The following is a 22,291-nucleotide window of genomic DNA, read 5'->3' as shown; positions in this document are numbered from 1 at the left end:
TCAATCGTTCTTCAAAAAACCATATTTTCAGACGGCATATCGTCGTCAAAATCCGCTCCCGTTACATCGCGGTAATAACCCGAATCCAGCACTAGCAGACCCGCCCGTGGAAATACCGCTTTTTCGGGCAGTTTTTTCAACTCGTGTTCATAAACGGTAATGGTGTAACGTTGCAGTTTTCTGTACACCCATTTGTATTTGAGCGGATCGCTTTCCAAATAAGTAAACCAACTCTCAAACGGTTCAGGTAAAGGCGGCGTATCGGTTTGCCCGTAATGTTCGTCTGGCGGACTCGGGTAGCGGTATTTTGCCAACTCGCTTTGCCATGACTCAGGCGGCACACCGACTAAATATTTTTCAAAAAAATCATCCAATTCCGTTGCTGCAACCGCTTTCGGCTCTTTGCCTTCTTCCTGCCAGGCCAGCGGCACAAACGGCACAATCAGGGCAACGCCTTGGTTGTCTATCAGGCGGAATTTTTCTGCGGCAGTACGGAATTTGATTGCCAGCGGATTTTCGGCAGTCGGTGTTTCCGCCGTCAGATATTTGCTTATGCCGTGTTTGTCCCGATCACCTTTATTGTTGAAACGCTTGAAATAGTCGCTGAATGCCGCAGGCGATAACGGATCAGTCAGTTTATCGCCCTGTATCATCTCTTCGGTAATATCCTGCCCCTGCTTCAGGCTGCCGCTGGGCGCGCCTTCTTCGGCACGGAACACCACCACTTCGCCCAATCCGGGCAATTTTCCTTCGCGGTTACAACGCCCTGCCGCTTGGGCAATGCTGTCCAAACCCGCCATGGCGCGATACACCACAGGGAAATCCAAATCCACGCCCGCTTCGATTAATTGCGTGCTGACCACCCAAAGCGGTTTAGCCAACCCGCCGTTGCGGTAAAGCCGCAGATAACGGCGAACCAGCGCAATCGTTTCTGCGCGGTGAGCGGCGCACATATTGGCGGACAAATGCAGCTTGATGCCGTCTGAAGGCAGGGCGGCAAACAGTTTGCGGGCATGTTTGCGGGTATTGACCACCGCCAATACGCAATCGCGTTCAGCGATTTCATCGGCAATCTGTTGCCAGCTTTGTTTCGGCGCGTCTTTTAAGGGGAGTTTGATGTTTACACGGCGGAATTTTTCGGCGAGTGCGGTTTTGTCGGCAACGATTTCGTGTACGTCGGGCAAACCTTCGAGCAAAGTCCGCCCGAAAGCATCCGTATCTCTACCTAATTCGGGCTGGGTAGCGGTACAGAGCACAAAAGTCACGCCGTAATCGCATGCCAATACACGCATCATGTCGGTAATCGGCTTTTGAAATTCGCGGGGGATTTGTTGGGCTTCGTCTAAGATAATCACGCTGTCGGCGATATTGTGGATTTTACGGCAGCGGCTGGTTTTGGCAGCAAACAGGCTTTCAAAAAGCTGCACGTTGGTGGTGACAATCAACGGCGCATCCCAATTTTCCGTCGCCAGGCGTGTTTTCGCCGTTTCCTGATTTTCGCCGACTTCCAAATTGCTATGGTGTTCCAGTACAACATCCGAACCGAGCACTTTGCGGAATACGTCGGCATTTTGTTCGATAATGCTGGTAAACGGAATGGCGTAAATAATGCGTTTTTTACCGAACTTCAGCGCGTGTTTTAAAGCAAAACCCAAACTTGCCAAGGTCTTACCGCCGCCGGTCGGCACGGTTAAACTGAACAGGTTTTTATCCGACAAGGCCGTCTGAAAACATTGCTGCAAAACCGCATTGCGTTCACGGTTCAGCGGAGAATCTTTGGCTTTTTGCGCCAAGTTTTCCATATAACGTTCATAACGCGTATGCAGCTCCCCTAAATCTACAAAATTCGGACGCAACCCCGCCGCTTGCGCTTCATCGGCATTGGCATAGCCGTTCATAAAGGCTTCGGTGTCTAAAAAGTCGGCATCGACCAAACAGGAAAACAGAAAACGCAGCCAAATATGCAGCTCTTCTTGAAATTTTTGTGAAAGAAATACGGGAAAATCGGCAAGCAGCTTGTCTTCGCAAAGCGCGAAAAAGTCTTCATCTAAGCCGCTTTCACGCCAGCCCCGCAAAGCATCCGCCAGCTCTTTATCCGCCGTCTGCAAACGCGCTTTCAGACTGCCCTTATCATGCCAGTCCGCCAAACCTGCGTGATGTCCGGCAATCAGATAGGCCAATATATGCCCTATCAATGGCTCCAATTGATTAACCGCATATTGTGCGCCCGCAGTAGAATGCGGAATTTTCTGAGGGTTGGTGCGTTCCACATCCTCCAAATGGACATTTTCTTTTTCAAAACCGGATTTTTCCGCAAGATAACGCTGCCACGCCTGCTGCGCCTTACCCAAATCGTGCAACAGACCTGCCGCCTTGGCATATTCGCCTCCGCGTCCACCCGCAAACCGCGCCGCCAAAACGGCGACCTGCGATAAGTGCTCCTTTAAAAGATGCAATACCCACCTGCCGGTTTTGTCTTGGCGCACGTGGGCGATATATTCTGAAATCAAAACGTTCTCCTTTCCGCTTTGCCGAGTTTTTGGCAGCCTTTATTTTGATATTCTTTCCATTGTCTTCACAACATAACTGCCGACTTAATACATTAGCGTATTAAGCAACAGGTGCACCATAAGTTCCATTTAACTAGATTAATCCTTTTTCCAATATGCCAAATAATTGTAACTGTTTATTAAGTAATTTTCATCAAAAATATTACGAATCAATAAAATATAAAATATTGACAAAAAGGCCGTCTGAAAATCCCTTTTCAAACGGCCTTTGTTACTAATCCAAATCAGTTTGCTGCGCGGTAATCGGCATCGGCTTTTTCAAATTTTTCAACCACTTCCCGGCCAGGTTCTTTACCCATCAGCGATACAATATAAACCGTCAGCCAACAGGCGATAAAGCCGGGAACGATTTCGTACATGGTCGCCATGCCTGCGGCTTTGAGCGCAGGGTTCGCCCATTCCGCCCATGCCACGCACACCAGTGCACCGGCAATCATGCCCCACAATGCGCCGTTGGCGGTCATGCGTTTCCAGAATACCGACAGAATCACGACGGGGCCGAACGCCGCGCCGAATCCTGCCCATGCGTAAGACACCAGCCCCAAGACTTTGCTGTCGGGATTGGCCGCAATCAAAATGGCGATGATTGCCACGGCCAACACCATGATACGGCCGACCCATACCAATTCTTTCTGCTCTGCATTCGGGCGCAGGAAGCCTTTGTAGAAGTCCTCGGTAATCGCACTCGAGCAGACCAGCAGTTGACACGACAGGGTGGACATGACTGCCGCCAGAATCGCGCTCAGAATCACGCCGGCAATCCACGGATTGAACAATAAGGTGGCCAAGGCGATGAACACGCGTTCGTTGTTGCCTTCCATTGCGCCCACTTGCTCAGGATGGCCGCCGAAATAGGCGATGCCGAAATAGCCCACGGCCACGGCTCCGGCCAGGCAGACAATCATCCAAGTCATGCCGATGCGGCGCGCGCTTTTCAGCGATTGCACATTTTCAGCCGCCATAAAACGCGCCAAAATGTGCGGCTGGCCGAAATAACCCAAGCCCCATGCCGCGGTGGAAATAATGCCTAAGAATGTCGTTCCGGCAAACAGGCTGCCGTACTCCTTGCTGGTAGTGGCGGCCACGGCCTGCACTGCCGCGCTCATTTCTTCCGCACCGCCCAAACTCAGATATACCATCACAGGAGTCAGAATCAGGGCAAACAGCATCAAAGTCGCCTGCACGGTATCCGTCCAGCTCACGGCCAGGAAACCGCCGATAAAGGTGTAGGCAATGGTCGCACCCGCCCCCAGCCAGATGGCGGTTTCGTAGCTCATGCCTTCAAACAGACTTTGGAACAGGCGCGCACCTGCCACTACGCCCGAAGCACAATAAATCGTAAAGAAAAACAAAATGATAACCGCGGAAATAACCTTCATCGCCTGCCCTTTCGCACCGAAGCGGTGGAAAAAATAATCAGGCAGGGTCAAGGCGTTGTTGGCGTATTCGGTGTGTACGCGCAAGCGTCCCGATACCAGCAGCCAGTTGAGCCATGCGCCTATGGTCAGGCCGATGGCAATCCATGCCTCGCTCAAGCCGACCGCGTAAATCGCACCGGGCAGACCCATCAAGAGCCAGCCCGACATATCGGACGCACCCGCCGACATCGCGGTGACAAACGGGCCGAGGCTGCGGCCGCCGAGAATGTAGTCGTCGAAATTGCGGGTGGAAAAATAAGCGGCCAGGCCGATCAGCAGCACCGCAATCAGGTATAAACCAAACGTGATATACATGGGATTCATGTATCGCTCCTCATTTTAATAAACTTACTAAATAAGCAGATATGGAATCTGAGATTTTTTGTTCTGATAAAAAACACTGATTGTCACGAGCCATTTATATGCTTCATGACAAATTCACTACATTTACAATCATAGATGTTTAAATTACATCAAGATTTGTAAATATTGCATTCCAGCATACCGCAATTCCGTTGGCTTGCAAAGCAACAAAGTTCATTTTTTGAATTTTCCCATAGAGAAAATTTATGCGATTAAGATTATTTTTCAGCATTTTCAGCGAACATTGGTACTCCCTCCCCTGGTACAAACGGAATTCCGTCTCTCTTAAAGAATGAAAAATCGGACATCCATCTTCAACCATTCAAAGATGCCGTCTGAAAAAACCATCGGAAAATACTTTTCAGACGGCCTTTCCCCGGCTTTTCCCGAAATGCCCGGCTACTGAAAATCCCGCCGATTTGGTTTACAATACCGCCATTCATATTTTTAGTTATCGAGAGAGATTCATGTTAGACATCCAACTTTTGCGCAACGACACCCATGCGGTGGCTGCCCGTTTGGCGGCACGCGGTTATGAATTCGATACGGCGCGTTTTCAGGCTTTGGAAGAAGCGCGTAAGGCGGTGCAGGTAAAAACCGAGGAATTACAGGCGGCGCGCAACAGTATTTCCAAGCAGATCGGTGCGCTCAAAGGTCAGGGCAAACATGAGGATGCCCAGGCAGCCATGGATCAGGTGGCGCAAATCAAGGTGGATTTGGAACAGGCAGCCAAAGATTTGGAAGCGGTGCAGCAGGAATTGGACGCTTGGCTGCTGACCATCCCGAACCTGCCGCACGAAAGCGTGCCGCAAGGCAAAGACGAAACGGAAAACGTGGAAGTGCGCAAAGTCGGCACGCCGCGCAAATTTGATTTCGACATCAAGGACCATGTCGATTTGGGCGAACCGTTAGGCTTGGATTTTGAAGGTGGCGCACGTTTGTCGGGCGCACGTTTTACCGTGATGAAAGGCCAAATCGCGCGTTTGCACCGTGCATTGGCGCAATTCATGTTGGATACGCACACGCTGCAACACGGCTACACCGAGCATTACACGCCGTATATCGTTGATGACATAACCTTACAAGGTACCGGACAATTGCCGAAATTTGCCGAAGATTTGTTCCATGTGACCCGAGGCGGTGACGAGAGCAAAAAAACGCAATACCTGATTCCGACGGCGGAAGTGACGCTCACCAATACCGTAGCCGACAGCATTGTGCCGTCTGAAAAACTGCCGCTGAAGCTGACCGCGCATTCGCCGTGTTTCCGTTCCGAAGCGGGCGCATACGGCAAAGACGTGCGCGGCCTGATCCGCCAGCACCAGTTCGACAAAGTGGAAATGGTGCAAATCGTGCGCCCGGAAGACTCTTACCAAGCCTTGGAAGAAATGGTCGGCCACGCGGAAAACATCTTGAAAGCCTTGGAACTGCCCTACCGCGTGATTACTTTGTGTACCGGCGACATGGGCTTCGGCGCGACCAAAACCTATGATTTGGAAGTGTGGGTACCCGCGCAAAATACCTACCGCGAAATCTCCAGCTGCTCCAACTGCGAAGACTTCCAAGCACGCCGCATGAAAGCGCGTTTCAAAGACGAAAACGGCAAAAACCGCTTGGTACACACCTTAAACGGTTCAGGCTTGGCGGTCGGCCGCACTTTGGTGGCGGTTTTGGAAAACCACCAGAATGCCGACGGCAGCATCAATATTCCAGCCGCATTGCAGCCTTATATGGGCGGCGCGACAAAATTGTCCGTATAAATAACCCTGAATAGATAAAGGCCGTCTGAAAGTTTTCTTTCAGACGGCCTTTTATTATGAAGACCGGGGCTTTTATTCAAAAAATTTCCAATCCGTCATTACCCGTGCAAAACAAGCCGTCAACAGCCAAACGTAACCCATTAGATAGCCGTTTGAAACAGAAATTAAAACAGGGCAGCAGCGAACGCCGTGTACACCTGATACATCAAAACGACTATAAAACCGCCACAGGATACGAACCGATCACTTTCACAAACGAAGCGCGTTCGCCCAACAACTGCAGAGCTTTCTGCACCCGTTCGTCGTCTTGATGCCCTTCGATGTCGATGAAAAACAGGTATTCCCACACGGCCGATTTGCTCGGGCGGCTCTCGAATTTGGTCATCGAAATGCCCAAATCGGTAAACGGCTGCAACAAGCCCATCACGGCACCGGCACGGTTGGGCGTGGAAATCACCAGCGAGGTTTTGTCGTGGCCGGTACTGCCGGTATCCTGATGGCCGAGCACCAAGAAACGCGTGGTATTGTTCGGTTCGTCTTCAATGCATTCGGCGGCAATATCAAGACGATAAATTTCCGCGGCGGTAATGCCCGCAATGGCCGCCAACGTGCCGTCGTCGGACTCAGCCACCATGCGTGCGGCTTCGGCATTACTGGTAACGGGAATCCGCTCGGCCTTGGGCAGGTTGCGCCCCAGCCAGTCATTGCATTGCGCCAATGCTTGCGCGTGGGCAAATACTTTGGTTACCCCATTGATTTCATGACTGTTTTTTCGCATTAAATTGTGACGGATGCGTACCACCACCTCGCCGCAGGCTTTGAGCGAAGAGGCGGCGAGCAAATCCAATGTTCGGCCGACGGAGCCTTCGGTCGAATTTTCCACCGGTGCCACCAAATAATCGGCTTGGCGCGTTTCCACCAGCTTGAAGCAGTCGTCCACCGTCGTGCAGGCCTGCGTATGGGCGGCGTGGCCGAAATGCTTGATAGCGGCCTGTTGGGTAAACGTGCCTTGCGGACCGAGATACGCAATGGTCAGAGGACGCTCGACCGCCAGACATTCGCTCATGATTTCGCGGAACAGCCGCGCGACGGATTCGTCGGGCAGCGGCCCTTGGTTCAATGCCTGAATACGGCGCAATACGGCGGCCTCCCGTTCGGGACGGTACACCGTACCCGTGCCTTTGAGTTCGCCGATGGTATGGGCGTGTTGGGCGCGTTCGTTCAACAGGCGTAATACGGCGGCATCGATTTCGTCAATCGCATCGCGGTAAGGTTTGAGCTGCTCATCAACCGACATCGTGTTTCTCTTGCTTGGTTTCGTGAATGGACGGATTTTATCATCAAACAGGCTATCTGAAAGGCTTTCAGACGGCCTGATGACGGAAATTAAAGCATTAAAGCCCAATGTTTGCTTTGAAACGGTATTTCGTTGCGCCGTTCAAATAAAAGCAGAATTTTTATTTAAACCCGGCATGGTTTTTGTCATTTTCAATCCACGCCTCGTGCGAACATACCCACAACAGCACGATACCGCACACCGTCGCCGAGAGCATCACCACCGGCATAATCAAGGCGGTGCCGTTGTGCAGCCACGTCGTCAGCATACCGACGGCGGCGGCGATGACCGATTGGCACACGCCCAACACCGCATTCGCGCTGCCGCTCTCTTGTTTGAAATAACTCATGAAACACGCCTGGGTATTGGCTCCGACCAAGCCCTGCGTACCGACGGACACCATCACGCACGCCACCAACGCCCACATCGGCGGCAACTCCGCCAGCAACACCAAGACCACCATCAGTAAATTGGCGGCAAACTGGAGAATAATGCCCCAGCGCAGAATGTTCTGCGGATGAACGCCCGTTTTCAAACGCCACGCCGTTACGCGGTTGAACAAGGCCATCGTGATGATATTCAGGCCGAAAATCCACGCATAGCCGTGTGACGACACCTCATACAGATTCATGTAAACAAAAGAAGATTCGGTCAAAAACGCAAACATCGACGCAAAGCTGAATGCTTGGAAAAACAGATAACCCATTGCGCCTTTGTTGCGCAGCACATGCTTGAACCTGCCGCCGACCACGGCAAAAATCTCGCGGCTGATTTTGTCGGTACGCGTCGGTTTGGGCAGAAACAGCGACACCAACACCAGCAGCAAAACACTGTATACGGTAAAAAACCAAAAAATCGCGCGCCAGCCGCCCAAACTCTGCAACACGGCACCGACCATCGGTGCCATCAGCGGCACAATCATCAGGATAATGCCGATGAGCGCGAACATCTGCGCGGCCTTGCGCCCGTCGTAATAATCGCGCACCAGCGCACCCACCACCACGACCGTCATGCCCGCGCCGAAAGCCTGCAACGCACGCAGCGTCAGCAGCTGCTCGACGTTGGTAATCATCGTCAGCCCCAACACGCTGAGAAAATGCAGCGTCAGTCCGGCCAAAGCCACCGGTTTGCGCCCTTTGATGTCGGATACCGAACCGCCGACCAGCTGCCCGAACGCCGTGCCGAACATAAACATGCTCAGGCTCTGCTCGATACGGTGGATATTCGAGCCTAAATTTTCGGCCATTTCGGGAATCGCCGGTAAATACGCATCAATCGAAAACGGCATCAGCGCAATCAACATCGCCATCAATACCGCCATCTGCTTTTCGCCCAAAGGCTGTTTCGCAGCAGTCATCACTTCTTTCCGTCCACATCCAAACAAACCGCACAGAGCGGTTGAAAAACTCGAAATTATAGTCCATATCCGTTTGATTTGAAAGCACAAGGCCGTCTGAAAACATTCAACCGAAACCGATTGCGTTTTTTTTCAGACGGCCTGGTTTTACGGTTTTAAAGGCCGTCTGAAAAACATTGCGCCATGCGGCATTTCATAAGAAAATAAGTGTTTACATTCTTATCCGAATCCGAAAGGAAACCGCATGACCACCTTCCCTATCGCCCGCGCCGGTGGCGCATCACTCGAAATCCAAGGCAAAATGGCCAACCGCCACGGCCTGATTGCCGGTGCGACCGGTACGGGCAAAACCGTTACCCTGCGCCGCATGGCCGAAGCCTTCAGCAACGAAGGCGTTCCCGTTTTTCTGGTTGACGTGAAAGGCGATTTGTCGGGCATTTCTCAAGCCGGACAAAACAGCGGCAAGGTGGGCGAGCGCATTGCCGAATTCGGTTTGGGCGACGCATGGCTTCAGAATTTCCCCGTGCGCTTTTGGGACGTGTTCGGCGATACCGGCATTCCCGTGCGCGTTACCGTGTCTGAAATGGGGCCGATGCTCTTGGCGCGCCTGATGAACCTGAACGACACCCAAGAGGGCTTGCTCAATCTGGTGTTCAAAGTCGCCGACGACCGCGGCTGGCACATTTTGGATTTGAAAGACCTGCGCAGCATGTTAAAACACGTTTCTGACAACGCCGCCGAATACCGCACCCAATACGGCAACGTTTCCGCCGCCAGTATCGGCGCGATTCAGCGTCAGCTGCTTACGCTCGAAAACGAAGGTGCGAACGATTTCTTCGGCGAACCTGCGCTGAACCTCGAAGACTGGATGCAGTCTGAAAACGGCAAAGGTGTCATCAATATCCTGAATTCGGAAAAACTGATGCGCAGCCCGCGCATGTACAGCGCGTTTCTACTGTGGATGCTGGCCGAACTGTTTGAAATGCTGCCCGAAGTCGGCGATTTGGAACAACCGAAGTTCGTGATGTTTTTCGACGAAGCGCATTTGATGTTCGACAACGCCGCCACCGCGCTGGTCGAGCAGGTCGAACAAGTCGTGCGCCTGATCCGTTCCAAAGGCGTGGGCGTGTATTTCGTTACCCAAAATCCGCTCGACTTGCCCGATACCATTCTCGGCCAATTGGGCAACCGCGTGCAGCACGCCCTGCGCGCGTTCACGCCGCGCGACCAGAAAGCCGTGCGTGCCGCCGCCGAAACCTTCCGCAGCAATCCGAACATCGACGTGGCCGAAGCCATCGCCGAACTGGGCGTGGGCGAAGCCCTCGTTTCCTTCCTTGACGAAAAAGGCATGCCCGCACCGGTAGAACGTGCCTACGTTTTACCGCCGCAATCTGCATTGACGCCGCTCTCTAAAGAAGCACGCGACGCCGCGTTCCAAAGCGACGATCTGTACCCTACCTACAAAGACATGATCGACAACTACTCCGCCTTCGAAGCCCTGACCGAAGCCGAAAGCCAGCAGGCTGCGGCCCAAGCTGCCGAAGCAGCGGCCAAAGAGCAGGCACAGGCGCAGAAAGCCGCCGAAAAACAGACCGCCAATGCCGAACCGAGCGCATTCGACGGTTTCCTCGGCGGCTTGATGGGCGGCCGGAAAAAATCCGGCCAGGGCGTAGGTTACAATGTCGCCGACGCGGTAGGCAGCCAAATCAACCGCCAAGTCACCAACGCCATCTCACGCAGCGTGATGGGGATTATCAAAGGCTTCCTGAAGTAATGGTTTGAGCTTGAGCATCAAAGGCCGTCTGAAAAATTTTCAGACGGCCTGACTGTGTCGAAAAATATTTTTCCGTCTCAAAAAACGTAGGCCGTCTGAAAACCTTTCAGACGGCTTATGTTATGCAACAATCAGACCAATTCCGCCAGCTTATCCGCCGTATCCACGTTTGCATAAGCAAACGCCAACGCCGACATATAAGCCGCGTGGACATCGGCTGCGGGAACGGTTTTGCCGTTGAACTCCAAATCACGCGTCGCGCATGCGTCGTGGGCAACGTGGCACCGGTAGCCCAAGTCTGCCGCCGCACGGGTTGCCGCATCGATGCACATATGGCTCATCGCGCCGATAATCAGCAGGCGCTCGATGCCTTGTTCCTGCAATTGCGCGTGCAAATCGGTGGTGCCGCGGAAGCTGTTGATTTCATGCTTGGTAATCACCGCCTCGCCTGCTTTCGGCTCGAATGCCGGATAAAATTTCACGCCCTCGCTGTTTTCCTCGAAAAACGGCGCATTTTCGCCGGCAAACACATGGCGCACATGGAATACCGGCAGATTTTTCCCACGGAACAGGTTCAGCAGTTTCGCCCCCTGCTCCGCCGCAGCCTCCGTACCGACCAGCGGAAATTTCGCGCCCTCGAAACTCGGGAAATAATCGTTTTGGAAATCGACAATCAGTAATGCGGTTTTCATCATGCCACTCCTTATGGAAAAAATTCAAATCACAGCGGTTGAGTTTAGTCTGCTTTTCGTGAGGTTGAAAGCGGTTTTCGAATCAAAAAACAAAAGAATCGGGTCAATACCGACCCGATTCTTTTTTAGGAACAGGCCGTCTGAAATTTCAGACAGCATGGTTAGTGGCCGCACCATTGTCTTTCGCAAGGAATGCCATCACGGTCGCCGTCCATCTCCATTTGAACCGCGCCACCACAATTTTCCAAAAAGAACTCAGCTTCTTCACACGAAGTCATTTGCGAACAATATTTTCTGCCATCACATCGATAGTGACTTGCTTTTTCCGTTAAAACCATGTTTTTCGCGCGCTCATTGGCAGCATCGACCACTTCCTGCGGTATCTGCATAACCTGCTGACGAGGAGGTTCTTTTTCCATTTTCCGTTCTTGCTTCATTTTCTCCGCCACTTCCGCAACCGACGAGGTTTTTACCGAAGCAGCCTTTCTGTCCTGCCATTGCTGGAAAACAAAATATCCTCCAAAAGCGAGCAGTAATATACCGATACACGCCAACGGTAGAACAGAGACATTTGCCGAAGTACGCTTCTTCCCTCGAACCGTCCGTTTAACTTGAGCTTGCGGGCGTCGGACATATTCGACCGCTCCGGCCGCCAATTTACCTTGATTACCCTTGATGAGGGTAAAAGACACTTCTTCGTTTTCCTGCGGTCTCGGTTGTTGAACGGCAAATTCAGAAATATGGACGAAATATTCTTTATCGGTTTGCACATCCTTGATAAAGCCGAAACCCCTTTCATCATTCCAGCGAACGATTTTCCCTAAGTAACGCATTTTGTTTTCCTTTTTTATTAAAATTTCAGACAGTATTTTGATTTTGTCTCGATACCGTCCAATTCACACACAAGCCGTCTGAAAACCACATTAAATTTTCAGACGGCCTTTCATCTCGATTTAAAAAACCGAAATCAAATATCCACTTCCGCCGTATCCCCCTCGGCTTCCATCCACGCCCGGCGGCTGGCGGCTTCGCCTTTGCCCATCAGTTTTACGAAGATGCCGTGGGTTTCTTCGTGCGCGCCGTCGGGTATCTGCACCTGCAACAGCCGGCGGGTATCGGGGTGCATGGTGGTGTCTTTGAGCTGGTCGGGGTTCATTTCGCCCAGGCCTTTGAAGCGGCTGATGGAATATTTGTTTTCAGACAGGCCTTCTTTTTGCAGGCGTTCGAGGATGCCGTCGAGTTCGGCCTGGTCGAGCGCGTAGAATTTGCGGGCGGGTTTGGACTTGCCCTGCGCGTTCACGTCCACGCGGAACAGCGGCGGCTGGGCGACGTAGATGTGGCCGTCTGAAACGAGTTTGGGGAAGTGGCGGTAGAACAGGGTGAGCAGCAGCACTTGAATATGCGAGCCGTCCACGTCGGCATCCGACAAAATCGCGATTTTTCCGTAGCGCAGGCCGCTGAGGTCGGGGCTGTCGTTCGCGCCGTGGGGGTCGACGCCGATGGCGACGGAAATGTCGTGGATTTCGGCGTTGCCGAAGAGCTGGTCGGCGTGCACTTCGAAACTGTTCAAAACCTTGCCGCGCAGGGGCAGAATGGCTTGCGTGGCCTTGTCGCGCGCGAGTTTGGCCGAACCGCCGGCGGAGTCGCCTTCCACGAGAAACAGCTCGTTTTCGCGGATGTCTTCGCTTTCGCAGTCGGTGAGTTTGCCGGGCAATACGGCCACGCCGCTGCCTTTTTTCTTCTCGATTTTTTTCACGGAACGCATCCGCGCCTGCGCCTGTTTGATGGCGAGGTCGGCGATTTTTTTGCCGAACTCGACGTTTTGGTTCAGCCACAATTCGAGCGGGTCGCCCGACACGGCGGCCACGAGCTTGAGCGCGTCGCGGTTGGTGAGCTTGTCTTTGGTTTGCCCCTGAAACTGTGGGTCGAGCACGCGGGCGGACAACACAAACGCCACGCGCGAGAACACGTCGTCGCTCTGCACTTTCACGCCGCGCGGCAGCAGGTTGTGGTGGTTGATGAAATTGTTCACCGCGCCGAACACGGCCTGTTTCAAGCCCGCTTCGTGCGTGCCGCCCAGCGGCGTGGGAATCAGGTTGACATAGCTTTCGCTGTTGCACGCGCCTTCTTCCAGCCAAGTGAGCGCGAACGCCGCACCTTCGCCCGCGCTGAAATCCCCGTCGTGGCCGTCTGAAACATAGTTTTCGGTGGAGAATACGGGCACGGCTTCCTGCGCTTCTTCAATTAAATCAGCAAGATAGCTTTTCAGACCGTCGGGATAGTGCCACGTCTGCGTTTGCGGTTCAGACAGGCCTTTGGGCGTGCGCGTGAGCGACACGGTTACGCCCGGCAGCAACACCGCTTTCGCGCGCAGCAGGCGTTCTAGCTCGGGAATGCTGTAATTCGGGCTTTCGAAATACTTGCCGTCCGGCCACACGCGCACTTCCGTGCCGCTGTCTTTTACCGCGCATTTGCCGGTTTCCGCCAGCGGTTCAATGACATGGCCGTCTGAAAACGCGATGCGGTGGATTTTGCCCTCGCGTTTTACGGTTACCTCAAGCCGTTTCGACAGCGCGTTCGTGACCGACACGCCCACGCCATGCAGACCGCCCGAAAAAGCATACGCGCCGTTGCCGCTTTTCTTGTTGAACTTTCCGCCCGCGTGAAGCTGGGTGAACACCAGTTCCACCACCGGCAGCCCTTCCACGGGGTGCAGCCCCACCGGAATCCCGCGCCCGTTGTCGCGCACCGACAGCGAACCGTCGTCGTGGATTTCCACCCTGATTTCCGTAGCGAACCCGCCGAGCGCTTCGTCGGCGGCGTTGTCGATGACTTCCTGACAAATATGCGTCGGACTTTCCGTGCGCGTGTACATGCCCGGGCGTTCTTTGACGGGATCGAGGCCTTTTAAGACGGTGATGCTGGATTCGGAGTATTGGTTCTGAGTCATGATGTTTTTTCTAGTGGAAAGCGTTTCAGACGTCCGTCTGAAAATGTGCGCGGCTAAGCATTCGTGATGCCGGGAAAGGCGGGATTTTAACATGTTTCCGCGCTTTTCAGACGGCATGGCAGCCCATTGCACCCGCTGCCCGAACAAATATTAACCTTAACCGTGTTTACCGTCGGACGGTTTGATTATAGACTGTTGCCACCTGTCAACCCGAAAACAAAGGACGAAGATGAAAAAATCACTGCTGGCTTTGGCCTTATCCGCATTAATGTTGGGTGCTTGCGGCGGCGATGGCGACCGTGACCGCGACGACGACCGCAACGACACGCGTATCGAACAGTCTGACCGCGACCGTGACGACCGCCGCGATGATCGTGATGATGACCGCGATGACCGCTACGACGACCGTGATGACCGCTACGATGACCGCGATGACCGTGATGACGACCGTCGCTGATACAAATTGAAAGATGCAGATGCCGTCTGAAAAATATTTTTCAGACGGCATCTGATTTATGCACACCGGCTTTTATGAACACACGTTGGCGGAATGCCGCCCGGTTCGACCGCATGGCGGGTGCTCATCGGCACCGACGGTTTACGGACACCGGCAAAGCCGCATTTCAGACGGCCTGCGTCAGCCGCGCCCCTGTGTCTGCCTCGCCTGCTGAAAACTGCCGAACGATTCCAAACCGCGCAAAAAGCGTGACAGTTCGGAAAGTGCGCCAAGATAGACATTTCTTTTGAAATCAATCACTTCATCCACAGGCGCCCAATAGTCATGCCAACGCCAGCCGTCGAACTCGGGATGCTGCGTGGCGCGCAGGTTGACATCGCTCTCGCGGCCAACCAGTCGCAGCAGATACCAAATCTGCTTTTGGCCGCGGTACGAGCCGCGCCACTCGCGGCGCACCCAATGCGACGGCACGTCGTAACGCAGCCAGTCGCGCGTGCGGCCTAAAATTTTCACGTGTTGCGGCAACAGACCGACTTCCTCCAGCAATTCGCGGTACATCGCCGTTTCCGGACTTTCGCCCGGCTTGATGCCGCCTTGCGGAAACTGCCACGAATGCTCGCGCACACGCTTGCCCCAAAATACTTGATTCTTATCGTTCGTAAGGATAATACCGACATTGGGGCGATAGCCTTCTCTGTCTAACACGGTCTCGCCCTTCAAAAATTTAATCCTGCGATTTTCCCATAAATCAGACGGTTTTGACAAATCGATACACCGTTTGCGGAGCCGTCTGAAAAATTTTGTCTTTGGGATGAAAACCATAGCGGAAGACGCCCGCAAAAGTGTCATTTTACCGCGTTTAAACTATTGCATTTCAAAGGTTTTTAACGTCTAATGCAAGCTTGCTGAATCAAGGGCGGCACGAGGTATCCGGCGCCTGCCGCCCCCACCACAGTTTCCCTTTTGTATGTGGTTTAAAGGTTCAATCCTTTGCCCACCGCTGCAATTTATTCCACTTCCCCACAAAAGGACTGTATTCCATGAAAAAAACCCTACTGACCGCCTGCATCACCCTTGCGCTGGCGGCTTGCGGCGGCTCTGACAAACCTGCCGAACCGACAGCCTCCCAAAACGGCGAACCGCAACAAGCCGCACCGCAATCCAGCAGCCTGAACATCTACAACTGGTCCGACTACGTCGATCCCGCCACCCTGACCGCCTTTGAGAAAAACAACAACATCAAAGTCCGCTACGACTACTACGACAGCAACGAAGCCTTGGAAGCCAAAGTATTAACCGGCAAATCCGGTTACGACTTGGTCGCACCGTCGATTGCCAACGTCGGCCGCCAAATCAAAGCAGGCGCATATCAGGAAATCGACAAAAGCCAGATTTCCAACTACAGCAACATCGACCCCGATTTACTTTCCCTGATGGCGACCGTCGATCCGGGCAACAAATACGCCGTGCCTTATTTCTGGGGCATCAATACGCTTGCCGTCAACAAAGATTTGGTTGCCAAAGCCCTGGGCAGCGAAACCCTGCCTGAAAACGAATGGGATTTGGTGTTCAACCCCGAATACACCGCCAAACTGAAATCCTGCGGCATCAGCTACTTGGACAGCGCCATCGAACAAATGCCGCTGGCTCTGAACTACATCGGCAAAGACCCGAACAGCGAAAACCCCGACGACCTCAAAGCCGCGGTTGAAATGATGAAAAAAGTGCGCGGCGACGTGAAACGCTTCAGCTCGTCCGGCTACATCGACGACATGGCCAACGGCAACTTGTGCGTAGCCGTGGGCTACGGCGGCGACTTGAACATCGCCAAAAACCGCGCCATCGAGGCGAAAAACGGCGTGAACCTGCAAGTCCTGACCCCGAAAACCGGCGTAGGCATTTGGATTGATTCGTTCATGATTCCGCGCGATGCGCAAAACGTGGCCAATGCCCATAAATACATCAATTACACGCTTGACCCGCAGGTAGCGGCACAAAACGGTACGTTCGTGACCTATGCCCCCGCCAGCCAACCGGCGCGTAAGCTGATGGATGCCAAGCTTTCGGAAGACACGTCTATCTTCCCGAGCAAAGAAGTGATGGACAAAAGCTTCGTGATTTCGCCAAAATCACCTGAAACCAGCAAATTGAGCGTGCGCTTGTGGCAGGGTTTGAAAGCCGGCCAATAAAGTCGGGGGTTTAATCAAAAGGCCGTCTGAAACCAATTGGTTTCAGACGGCCTTTTGATTTTATGTAAGAAAAATAGTGTTGTTTGCACCAAGCCGCAGATGCCGTAAGCGGTACGACTCTGTTTTGCCGGGGAAGCCATTTGGTGCGCAAACGGTTTTTTTATTTTTCAGCGGCATTTATTATCCGGAGTACGGAGTCGCATAAAGGCAGCGTCACCGTAAACCTGTCTGCAAACCAAATGGCAAGGCCGTCTGAAATCCGTTTTCTTAAAACTTTTCAGACGGCCTTAGGTATCCGTACGGTTACGCCGCCACGGTTTGACAGAAATCTTTGATTTCGTTTTCAAACCTGCTGCGCAGCAGGCGGAACGGCTAACCGTACCTACGGCTGAACAAATCTTTCAGACGGCCTTACATTGCGCCGTAATTCGGGCCGCTGCCGCCCTCGGGACAAATCCAAACGATATTCTGCGTCGGGTCTTTGATGTCGCAGGTTTTGCAGTGCACGCAGTTGGACGCGTTAATCTGCAATTGCGGCGCGCCGTTTTCTTCCACGATTTCATACACCGCCGCCGGACAATACCGTGTTTCGGGCGAGGCGTATTCTTTGAGGTTGATGTCCGTCATCACTTGCGGATTTTTCAAGGTGAGATGGCTCGGCTGATTTTCTTCGTGCGCGACGTTGGCGAGGAACACGCTGCTCAAGCGGTCGAACGTCAATACGCCGTCGGGTTTCGGATAGGCAATCGGTTTGCAGGCGGCGGCTTTTTTCAGTTGGCTGTGGTCTTTGCCGTGGTGTTTGAAGGTAAACGGCAGACGGCCTTTGAAAAACAGCTGCTCCATGCCGGTGTACATCACGCCGAACAGCAAGCCCCATTGGAAAGACGGGCGCACGTTGCGCGCGGCATAAAGCTCGGTATGCGCCCAGCTTCGGTCGAACAGCGTGCGGTATTGCGCGGCTTCTTTGCCCTGCTCCGCGTTTTCGGTTTCTTCCAAATTCTCCAATGTTGGGAACACGGCTTCGGCGGCCAGCAAGCCCGATTTCATGGCGGTATGGATGCCCTTGATGCGCGGCATGTTTAAGAAACCGGCCGCATCGCCGACCAATGCGCCGCCTTTGAACGACAGTTTCGGAATGCTTTGGAAACCGCCTTCCACCAAAGCGCGCGCGCCGTATTCGATACGCCGGCCTCCGGCAAAAGTATCGCGGATGGCAGGATGGGTCTTGAAACGTTGGAACTCTTCAAACGGCGACAAATAGGGATTTTGGTAATCCAGGCCGACGACAAAACCGACAGCGACTTTGTTCTCGTCCAAATGATAGAGAAACGAACCGCCGTAGGTTTTGGTATCGAGCGGCCAGCCGCTGCTGTGCAGCACCAAACCTTGTTGGTGTTTTTCCGGTGCGACTTCCCAGATTTCTTTGATGCCGATGCCGTAAGTTTGCGCGTCGCTGTCTTGGTCAAGGCCGAAGCGTTTGATGATTTGTTCGCTCAACGAACCGCGGCAGCCTTCGGCAAACAGGGTTTGCTGCGCCCAAAGCTCCATGCCGGGCTGGAAATTATCGGTCGGCTCGCCGTCTTTGCCTACGCCCATGTTTCCGGTGGCAATGCCTTTGACCGAGCCGTCTTCGTGGTACAGGATTTCCGAGGCGGCAAAACCCGGATAGATTTCCACGCCCAGTTCTTCGGCCTGCCCGCCCAACCAGCGCACCAATTCGCCCAAGCTGATGATGTAGTTGCCGTGGTTGTCGAAATTGGGGGTGACCGGCAGTGGAACGGCGTGTTTTTCCGTCAGAAACAAAACCTTGTCTTTGGTTACTTCCACACGCAAAGGCGCACCGCGCTCTTTCCAATCGGGCAGCAGTTCCGATAAGGCAATCGGGTCGATGACCGCACCGGACAAGGTATGCGCGCCCACTTCCGAGGCCTTTTCCACCACGCACACGCTGATTTCACGTTCAGCGGCTTGGGCAAGCTGCTTGAGCTTGATGGCGGCCGACAAGCCTGCCGGCCCCGCACCCACAATCACGACATCGTACTGCATACTCTCGCGTTCGACGGTTTCTATCATGGCTGGTTCCTGAATCTGAATTAGTATGAATTTATCGAACGGAATTATACAGCCTTATCATATTGTTACCAAACGCTACAAGGCCGTCTGAAAACGCTTGAAGTTTTCAGACGGCCTTGTTTCGCCTGCCCTGCGGCGGATTATTTCTTCATCGCGGCGGTAATCGCTTTGACATTGTAGCGGTACATGCCGATATAGGTATTGGCAGGCGCGTTGCCCAATGCGTCGGAATACAGCTTGCCGCTGACTTTCACGCCGGTTTCTTTCGCGATACGGTCAATCATGCGCGTGTCTTTGATGTTTTCGGCAAACACGGCGGTAATGCCCTCGCGCTTGATCTGGCGGATAATCGATGCCACCGCTTTGGCCGACGGTTCCGCTGCGCTGCTCACGCCTTGCGGCGCGATGAAAGTGATGTTGTAACGTTTGGCCATATAGGCAAACGCCTCATGACCGGTCAACACCTTGCGGTGCGACGCAGGAATGCGGTTGAACTCGGCCTGCGTATCGGTATGGAGTTTTTTCAGTTGGTTTTGGTAAGCGGTCAAACGCTGCTGGTAATAGGCTTTTCCGGCAGGATCGGCTTTAATCAGCGCGTCGGACACGTTTTTGGCGTAAGTAACCATCAACACAGGATCCGTCCAAACGTGCGGGTCGAATTCGCCGTGGTCATGCGCATGGCCGTCGCCGTGGTCATGATGGTGATGGCCGCCCTCCGGCGCTTTCAACGCCTGAATGCCTTTGGCGGCTTCGGCAAACGGCACTTTGCTCTGCTGCACGGCGCGGCGCACGTCCGCACCCTCCAAGCCCAAGCCGTTCAGCAATACCAGCTTCACCGAGCGGATTTTTTTCACGTCGCCGCTGGTCATGTGGTACGCATGAGAATCTTGGTTTGCGCCGACCAAATTCGTTACCACCACACGCTCGCCGCCGACCTGTTTGGCCACGTCGCCTAAAATACTGAAGCTGGCCAATACCGGTAAAGGTGCCGCATAAGCCGCACCGGACAACAACGCCGCAATGACACCCAATTTCCATTGTTTCATGTTTTATTCCTTTTGATATAACGTAACATTACAGCCATTTTAAAACAGCCTGCCCTGTTCTTCAAGCAGGCCGTCTGAAAAATATCGGGCAATCCGCGATACCGGTTCTGCGTTTGCGGCAAAAGGCCGTCTGAAAATCAGCCGACTTTGTGTTTGCGGCGTTTCAACCATTTGGTAACGACACCGCCTTCCCAGCCGAACACCACCGACAGCGCATACAGCACGCCGCAGCACAAAATAATCGCCGGCCCCGACGGAATTTCGACATGATAGGAAAACAGCAGGCCGCCGAAACCGCACAGCAACGCTATCACCGCTGAAAGCGCAATCATCATGCCCATGCTTTTCGCCCACAGCCGCGCGGTAATCGCCGGCAGCATCATCAAGCCGACCGACATCAGCGTGCCGAGCGCCTGAAAACCGGCCACCATGTTCATCACCACCAGCACCAGAAACAGCACATGCCAAAAGCCACCCTTGCCGTTGACCGCCTTTAAAAACAAGGGGTCTATGCTCTCCAGCACCAGCGGCCGGTAAATCACCGCCAGCACCACCGCCGTAACCGAAGCGGCCACGGCAATCATGGTCAGCGCAGGCACATCCACCGCCAACACCGAGCCGAACAGCAGATGCAGCAAATCCACGCTGTCGCCGTTTTTGCTCACCAACACCACGCCGATGGCCAGACTGGTCAGATAAAACGCGGCAAAGTTCGCGTCCTCTTTCAGCGCAGTAAAACGGCTAACCAAACCGGCCAGCAACGCCATCAGCAAACCGGCCGCGAAACCGCCTATGCTCATCGCAGGCAGGCTCAGTCCGGCAAACATATAGCCGACGGCAGCACCCGGCAGCACGGCATGACCCAGCGCGTCGCCGACCAGACTCATGCGGCGCATGACGAGAAACACGCCCACCGGTGCGGCACTCAAAGCCAAGCAGAAAATCGAAGCCAGCGCATAGCGCATGAAATCGAATTCGACAAAAGGCGTGATGAATAATTCTTGAAAACTCATAATCGGTTTCTGTAACAGGCCGTCTGAAACTTTTCAGACGGCCTATGATGATTCGGAATGACGGTTCAGCTTTTTTAAAATACGGCTCGAAAGGCCGTCTGAAAAATAAACTGCGACCTTTGCAAAACCCGGCTGAGACCTGAAAATTTATACCCGTCATTAGCTGCGCAAGCCTGCTTTCACCATTTTCGGTTTGCCGTATCACAGGCTTTCCGAAACATCAAAATATTTTCAGACGGCCTTACCGAACGGGTTTCAAAAACTTACAGACATCCGGGCAATCTGCCCACCCTGCCTTCTTTTCAGACGGCCTGATGCTTGAAGTAAGTGCATTGCAAAGGTTGTCGTCAGCCAGTCTTGCTCAAGCCGCGCACCAGTCGGCCGATTCCTGCTGCTGCATGGCTGCGTTGGCCTGAAGCAGATATTCGTCGGTCAGCACGGTTTCCGTCGCGCCGGCGGCGATTTTTTCGCGCGCAATCAGCAAGGTTTCGGGAAAATACGCGCGTACCTGTTCATAATCGTGCAACACGGCAATCACCGCCTGGCCGCTTTGGTGGCAGCGGCGCAATACGTCAAGCAGGGCGTAAGTCGTGCGCGCGTCGATGTGGTTGAACGGCTCGTCCAGCAGCAGGAATTTCGCATTCTGCGCCAACATCCGCGCAAACAGCACGCGCTGGAACTGGCCGTTGGACAAGTGCGCGATGCTGCGTTGGGCAAATTCGTGCATCTCCACGCGCTCGAGTGCTTCGTACACCCGCTTGCGCTGCGCCGCGTTCACGCGCCCGAAAAAGCCGATTTCGTACCACAACCCCATCGCCGCCAGCTCAAACACCGTCATCGGCTGGCTGCGGTCAACCTCCGCCTGTTGCGGCAGATAGGCGATGTCTTTGCGCTGCAGACCTACCCAGTCCACCCCGCCCGTTTCCGCTTTTTCCAAACCCATCACCGCCTTGAGCAGCGTGGATTTGCCCGCACCATTGGGGCCGAACACCGCCCACATGCTTTTTTCGGGGAACGTCATCGAAACGTGATGAACCGCCGGGCGGCGTTGGTAGCTGACGGTCAGATTATCGACCACGATGCTCATGCGCCGACCGCCCAAAAATAAATGCCCCAAAGCGCACCAAGTGCGGCAAGCGCAATCAGCAGACGCTGGAACAATCCGGTTAATAAAATCGAATTCATGTAAACCTCAATCTTCAGACGGCCTTTACACAGCCCGAGGCCGTCTGAAAAAATGGAAAGCCATTCATGATACTGTATAACATTATGTCTGTAAATCCGACAATACCG

16 protein-coding genes are annotated in these 22,291 nt (G+C 53.6%); 4 read left to right on the top strand and 12 right to left on the bottom strand.

Annotated elements, in window-relative coordinates; genetic code table 11:
• Nucleotides 1-11 precede the first annotated feature (11 nt).
• Together cas3 and putP are read right to left on the bottom strand one after the other, a co-directional pair.
• Complete coding sequence (gene cas3, locus ACM67E_RS02945) at nt 12-2,510, bottom strand: CRISPR-associated helicase Cas3' (RefSeq protein WP_416192137.1); 2,499 nt, start codon at nt 2,508-2,510, stop codon at nt 12-14.
• A 284-nt stretch (nt 2,511-2,794) separates the two neighbouring features.
• Nucleotides 2,795-4,312 (bottom strand): sodium/proline symporter PutP, encoded by a 1,518-nt coding sequence (gene putP / locus ACM67E_RS02940; protein WP_416192136.1) that lies wholly within the window; start codon nt 4,310-4,312, stop codon nt 2,795-2,797.
• 506 nt (nt 4,313-4,818) lie between these two features.
• On the opposite strand from putP, the gene serS reads away from it, so the two are divergent.
• On the top strand, nt 4,819-6,111 hold the full coding sequence (serS, locus tag ACM67E_RS02935; RefSeq protein WP_416192135.1) for a serine--tRNA ligase: 1,293 nt from the start codon (nt 4,819-4,821) through the stop codon (nt 6,109-6,111).
• 214 nt (nt 6,112-6,325) lie between these two features.
• Here serS and pheA read toward each other — a convergent pair whose 3' ends face one another.
• The gene (gene pheA, locus ACM67E_RS02930) at nt 6,326-7,408 is read right to left on the bottom strand and encodes a prephenate dehydratase (RefSeq protein ID WP_416192134.1); all 1,083 of its coding nucleotides are present in this window, start codon (nt 7,406-7,408) and stop codon (nt 6,326-6,328) included.
• 160 nt (nt 7,409-7,568) lie between these two features.
• Nucleotides 7,569-8,804, bottom strand: coding sequence for a multidrug effflux MFS transporter (locus ACM67E_RS02925; RefSeq protein ID WP_416192133.1), 1,236 nt, complete (start codon nt 8,802-8,804; stop codon nt 7,569-7,571).
• A 244-nt stretch (nt 8,805-9,048) separates the two neighbouring features.
• Between ACM67E_RS02925 and ACM67E_RS02920 the strand changes: the two genes are divergently transcribed.
• Complete coding sequence (locus ACM67E_RS02920; protein ID WP_416192132.1) at nt 9,049-10,578, top strand: helicase HerA-like domain-containing protein; 1,530 nt, start codon at nt 9,049-9,051, stop codon at nt 10,576-10,578.
• 131 nt (nt 10,579-10,709) lie between these two features.
• Here the strand turns inward: ACM67E_RS02920 and ACM67E_RS02915 are convergent, their stop codons facing one another.
• From ACM67E_RS02915 to ACM67E_RS02905, 3 genes are all read right to left on the bottom strand, one after another.
• Nucleotides 10,710-11,273: a cysteine hydrolase family protein gene (locus tag ACM67E_RS02915; RefSeq protein ID WP_416192131.1), complete on the bottom strand. Its 564-nt coding sequence runs from the start codon at nt 11,271-11,273 to the stop codon at nt 10,710-10,712.
• Nucleotides 11,274-11,431: 158 nt separating this feature from the next.
• Nucleotides 11,432-12,103 carry a cold shock domain-containing protein gene (locus ACM67E_RS02910; RefSeq protein ID WP_416192130.1) on the bottom strand — a complete coding sequence of 224 codons (672 nt, stop codon included), beginning with the start codon at nt 12,101-12,103 and terminating at the stop codon, nt 11,432-11,434.
• 134 nt (nt 12,104-12,237) lie between these two features.
• Nucleotides 12,238-14,223 carry a DNA topoisomerase IV subunit B gene (locus ACM67E_RS02905; protein ID WP_416192725.1) on the bottom strand — a complete coding sequence of 662 codons (1,986 nt, stop codon included), beginning with the start codon at nt 14,221-14,223 and terminating at the stop codon, nt 12,238-12,240.
• 226 nt (nt 14,224-14,449) lie between these two features.
• Between ACM67E_RS02905 and ACM67E_RS02900 the strand changes: the two genes are divergently transcribed.
• Complete coding sequence (locus ACM67E_RS02900) at nt 14,450-14,677, top strand: hypothetical protein (RefSeq protein WP_416192129.1); 228 nt, start codon at nt 14,450-14,452, stop codon at nt 14,675-14,677.
• 180 nt (nt 14,678-14,857) lie between these two features.
• Here the strand turns inward: ACM67E_RS02900 and ACM67E_RS02895 are convergent, their stop codons facing one another.
• Nucleotides 14,858-15,397 carry an RNA pyrophosphohydrolase gene (locus tag ACM67E_RS02895; RefSeq protein ID WP_416192128.1) on the bottom strand — a complete coding sequence of 180 codons (540 nt, stop codon included), beginning with the start codon at nt 15,395-15,397 and terminating at the stop codon, nt 14,858-14,860.
• 320 nt (nt 15,398-15,717) lie between these two features.
• On the opposite strand from ACM67E_RS02895, the gene ACM67E_RS02890 reads away from it, so the two are divergent.
• Nucleotides 15,718-16,866, top strand: coding sequence for a polyamine ABC transporter substrate-binding protein (locus ACM67E_RS02890; protein WP_416192127.1), 1,149 nt, complete (start codon nt 15,718-15,720; stop codon nt 16,864-16,866).
• A gap of 411 nt (nt 16,867-17,277) precedes the next feature.
• On the opposite strand, the gene ACM67E_RS02885 is transcribed toward ACM67E_RS02890, so the two are convergent.
• The 4 genes from ACM67E_RS02885 to ACM67E_RS02870 all read right to left on the bottom strand — a co-directional run bounded on the left by ACM67E_RS02885 (nt 17,278) and on the right by ACM67E_RS02870 (nt 22,085).
• Nucleotides 17,278-18,939, bottom strand: a complete 1,662-nt coding sequence (locus ACM67E_RS02885; RefSeq protein ID WP_416192126.1) for an electron transfer flavoprotein-ubiquinone oxidoreductase — start codon at nt 18,937-18,939, stop codon at nt 17,278-17,280.
• A gap of 140 nt (nt 18,940-19,079) precedes the next feature.
• Nucleotides 19,080-19,985, bottom strand: coding sequence for a metal ABC transporter solute-binding protein, Zn/Mn family (locus tag ACM67E_RS02880; protein ID WP_416192125.1), 906 nt, complete (start codon nt 19,983-19,985; stop codon nt 19,080-19,082).
• A gap of 137 nt (nt 19,986-20,122) precedes the next feature.
• Nucleotides 20,123-20,998, bottom strand: coding sequence for a metal ABC transporter permease (locus ACM67E_RS02875; RefSeq protein WP_416192124.1), 876 nt, complete (start codon nt 20,996-20,998; stop codon nt 20,123-20,125).
• A 361-nt stretch (nt 20,999-21,359) separates the two neighbouring features.
• Nucleotides 21,360-22,085 (bottom strand): metal ABC transporter ATP-binding protein, encoded by a 726-nt coding sequence (locus ACM67E_RS02870; protein WP_416192123.1) that lies wholly within the window; start codon nt 22,083-22,085, stop codon nt 21,360-21,362.
• Between the last annotated feature and the right edge of the window lie 206 nt (nt 22,086-22,291).

Origin of the sequence: Neisseria sp. CCUG12390, from assembly GCF_047837985.1 — a bacterium.
Taxonomy (GTDB): domain Bacteria; phylum Pseudomonadota; class Gammaproteobacteria; order Burkholderiales; family Neisseriaceae; genus Neisseria.
This window is presented reverse-complemented; position numbering and strand designations above follow the sequence as displayed.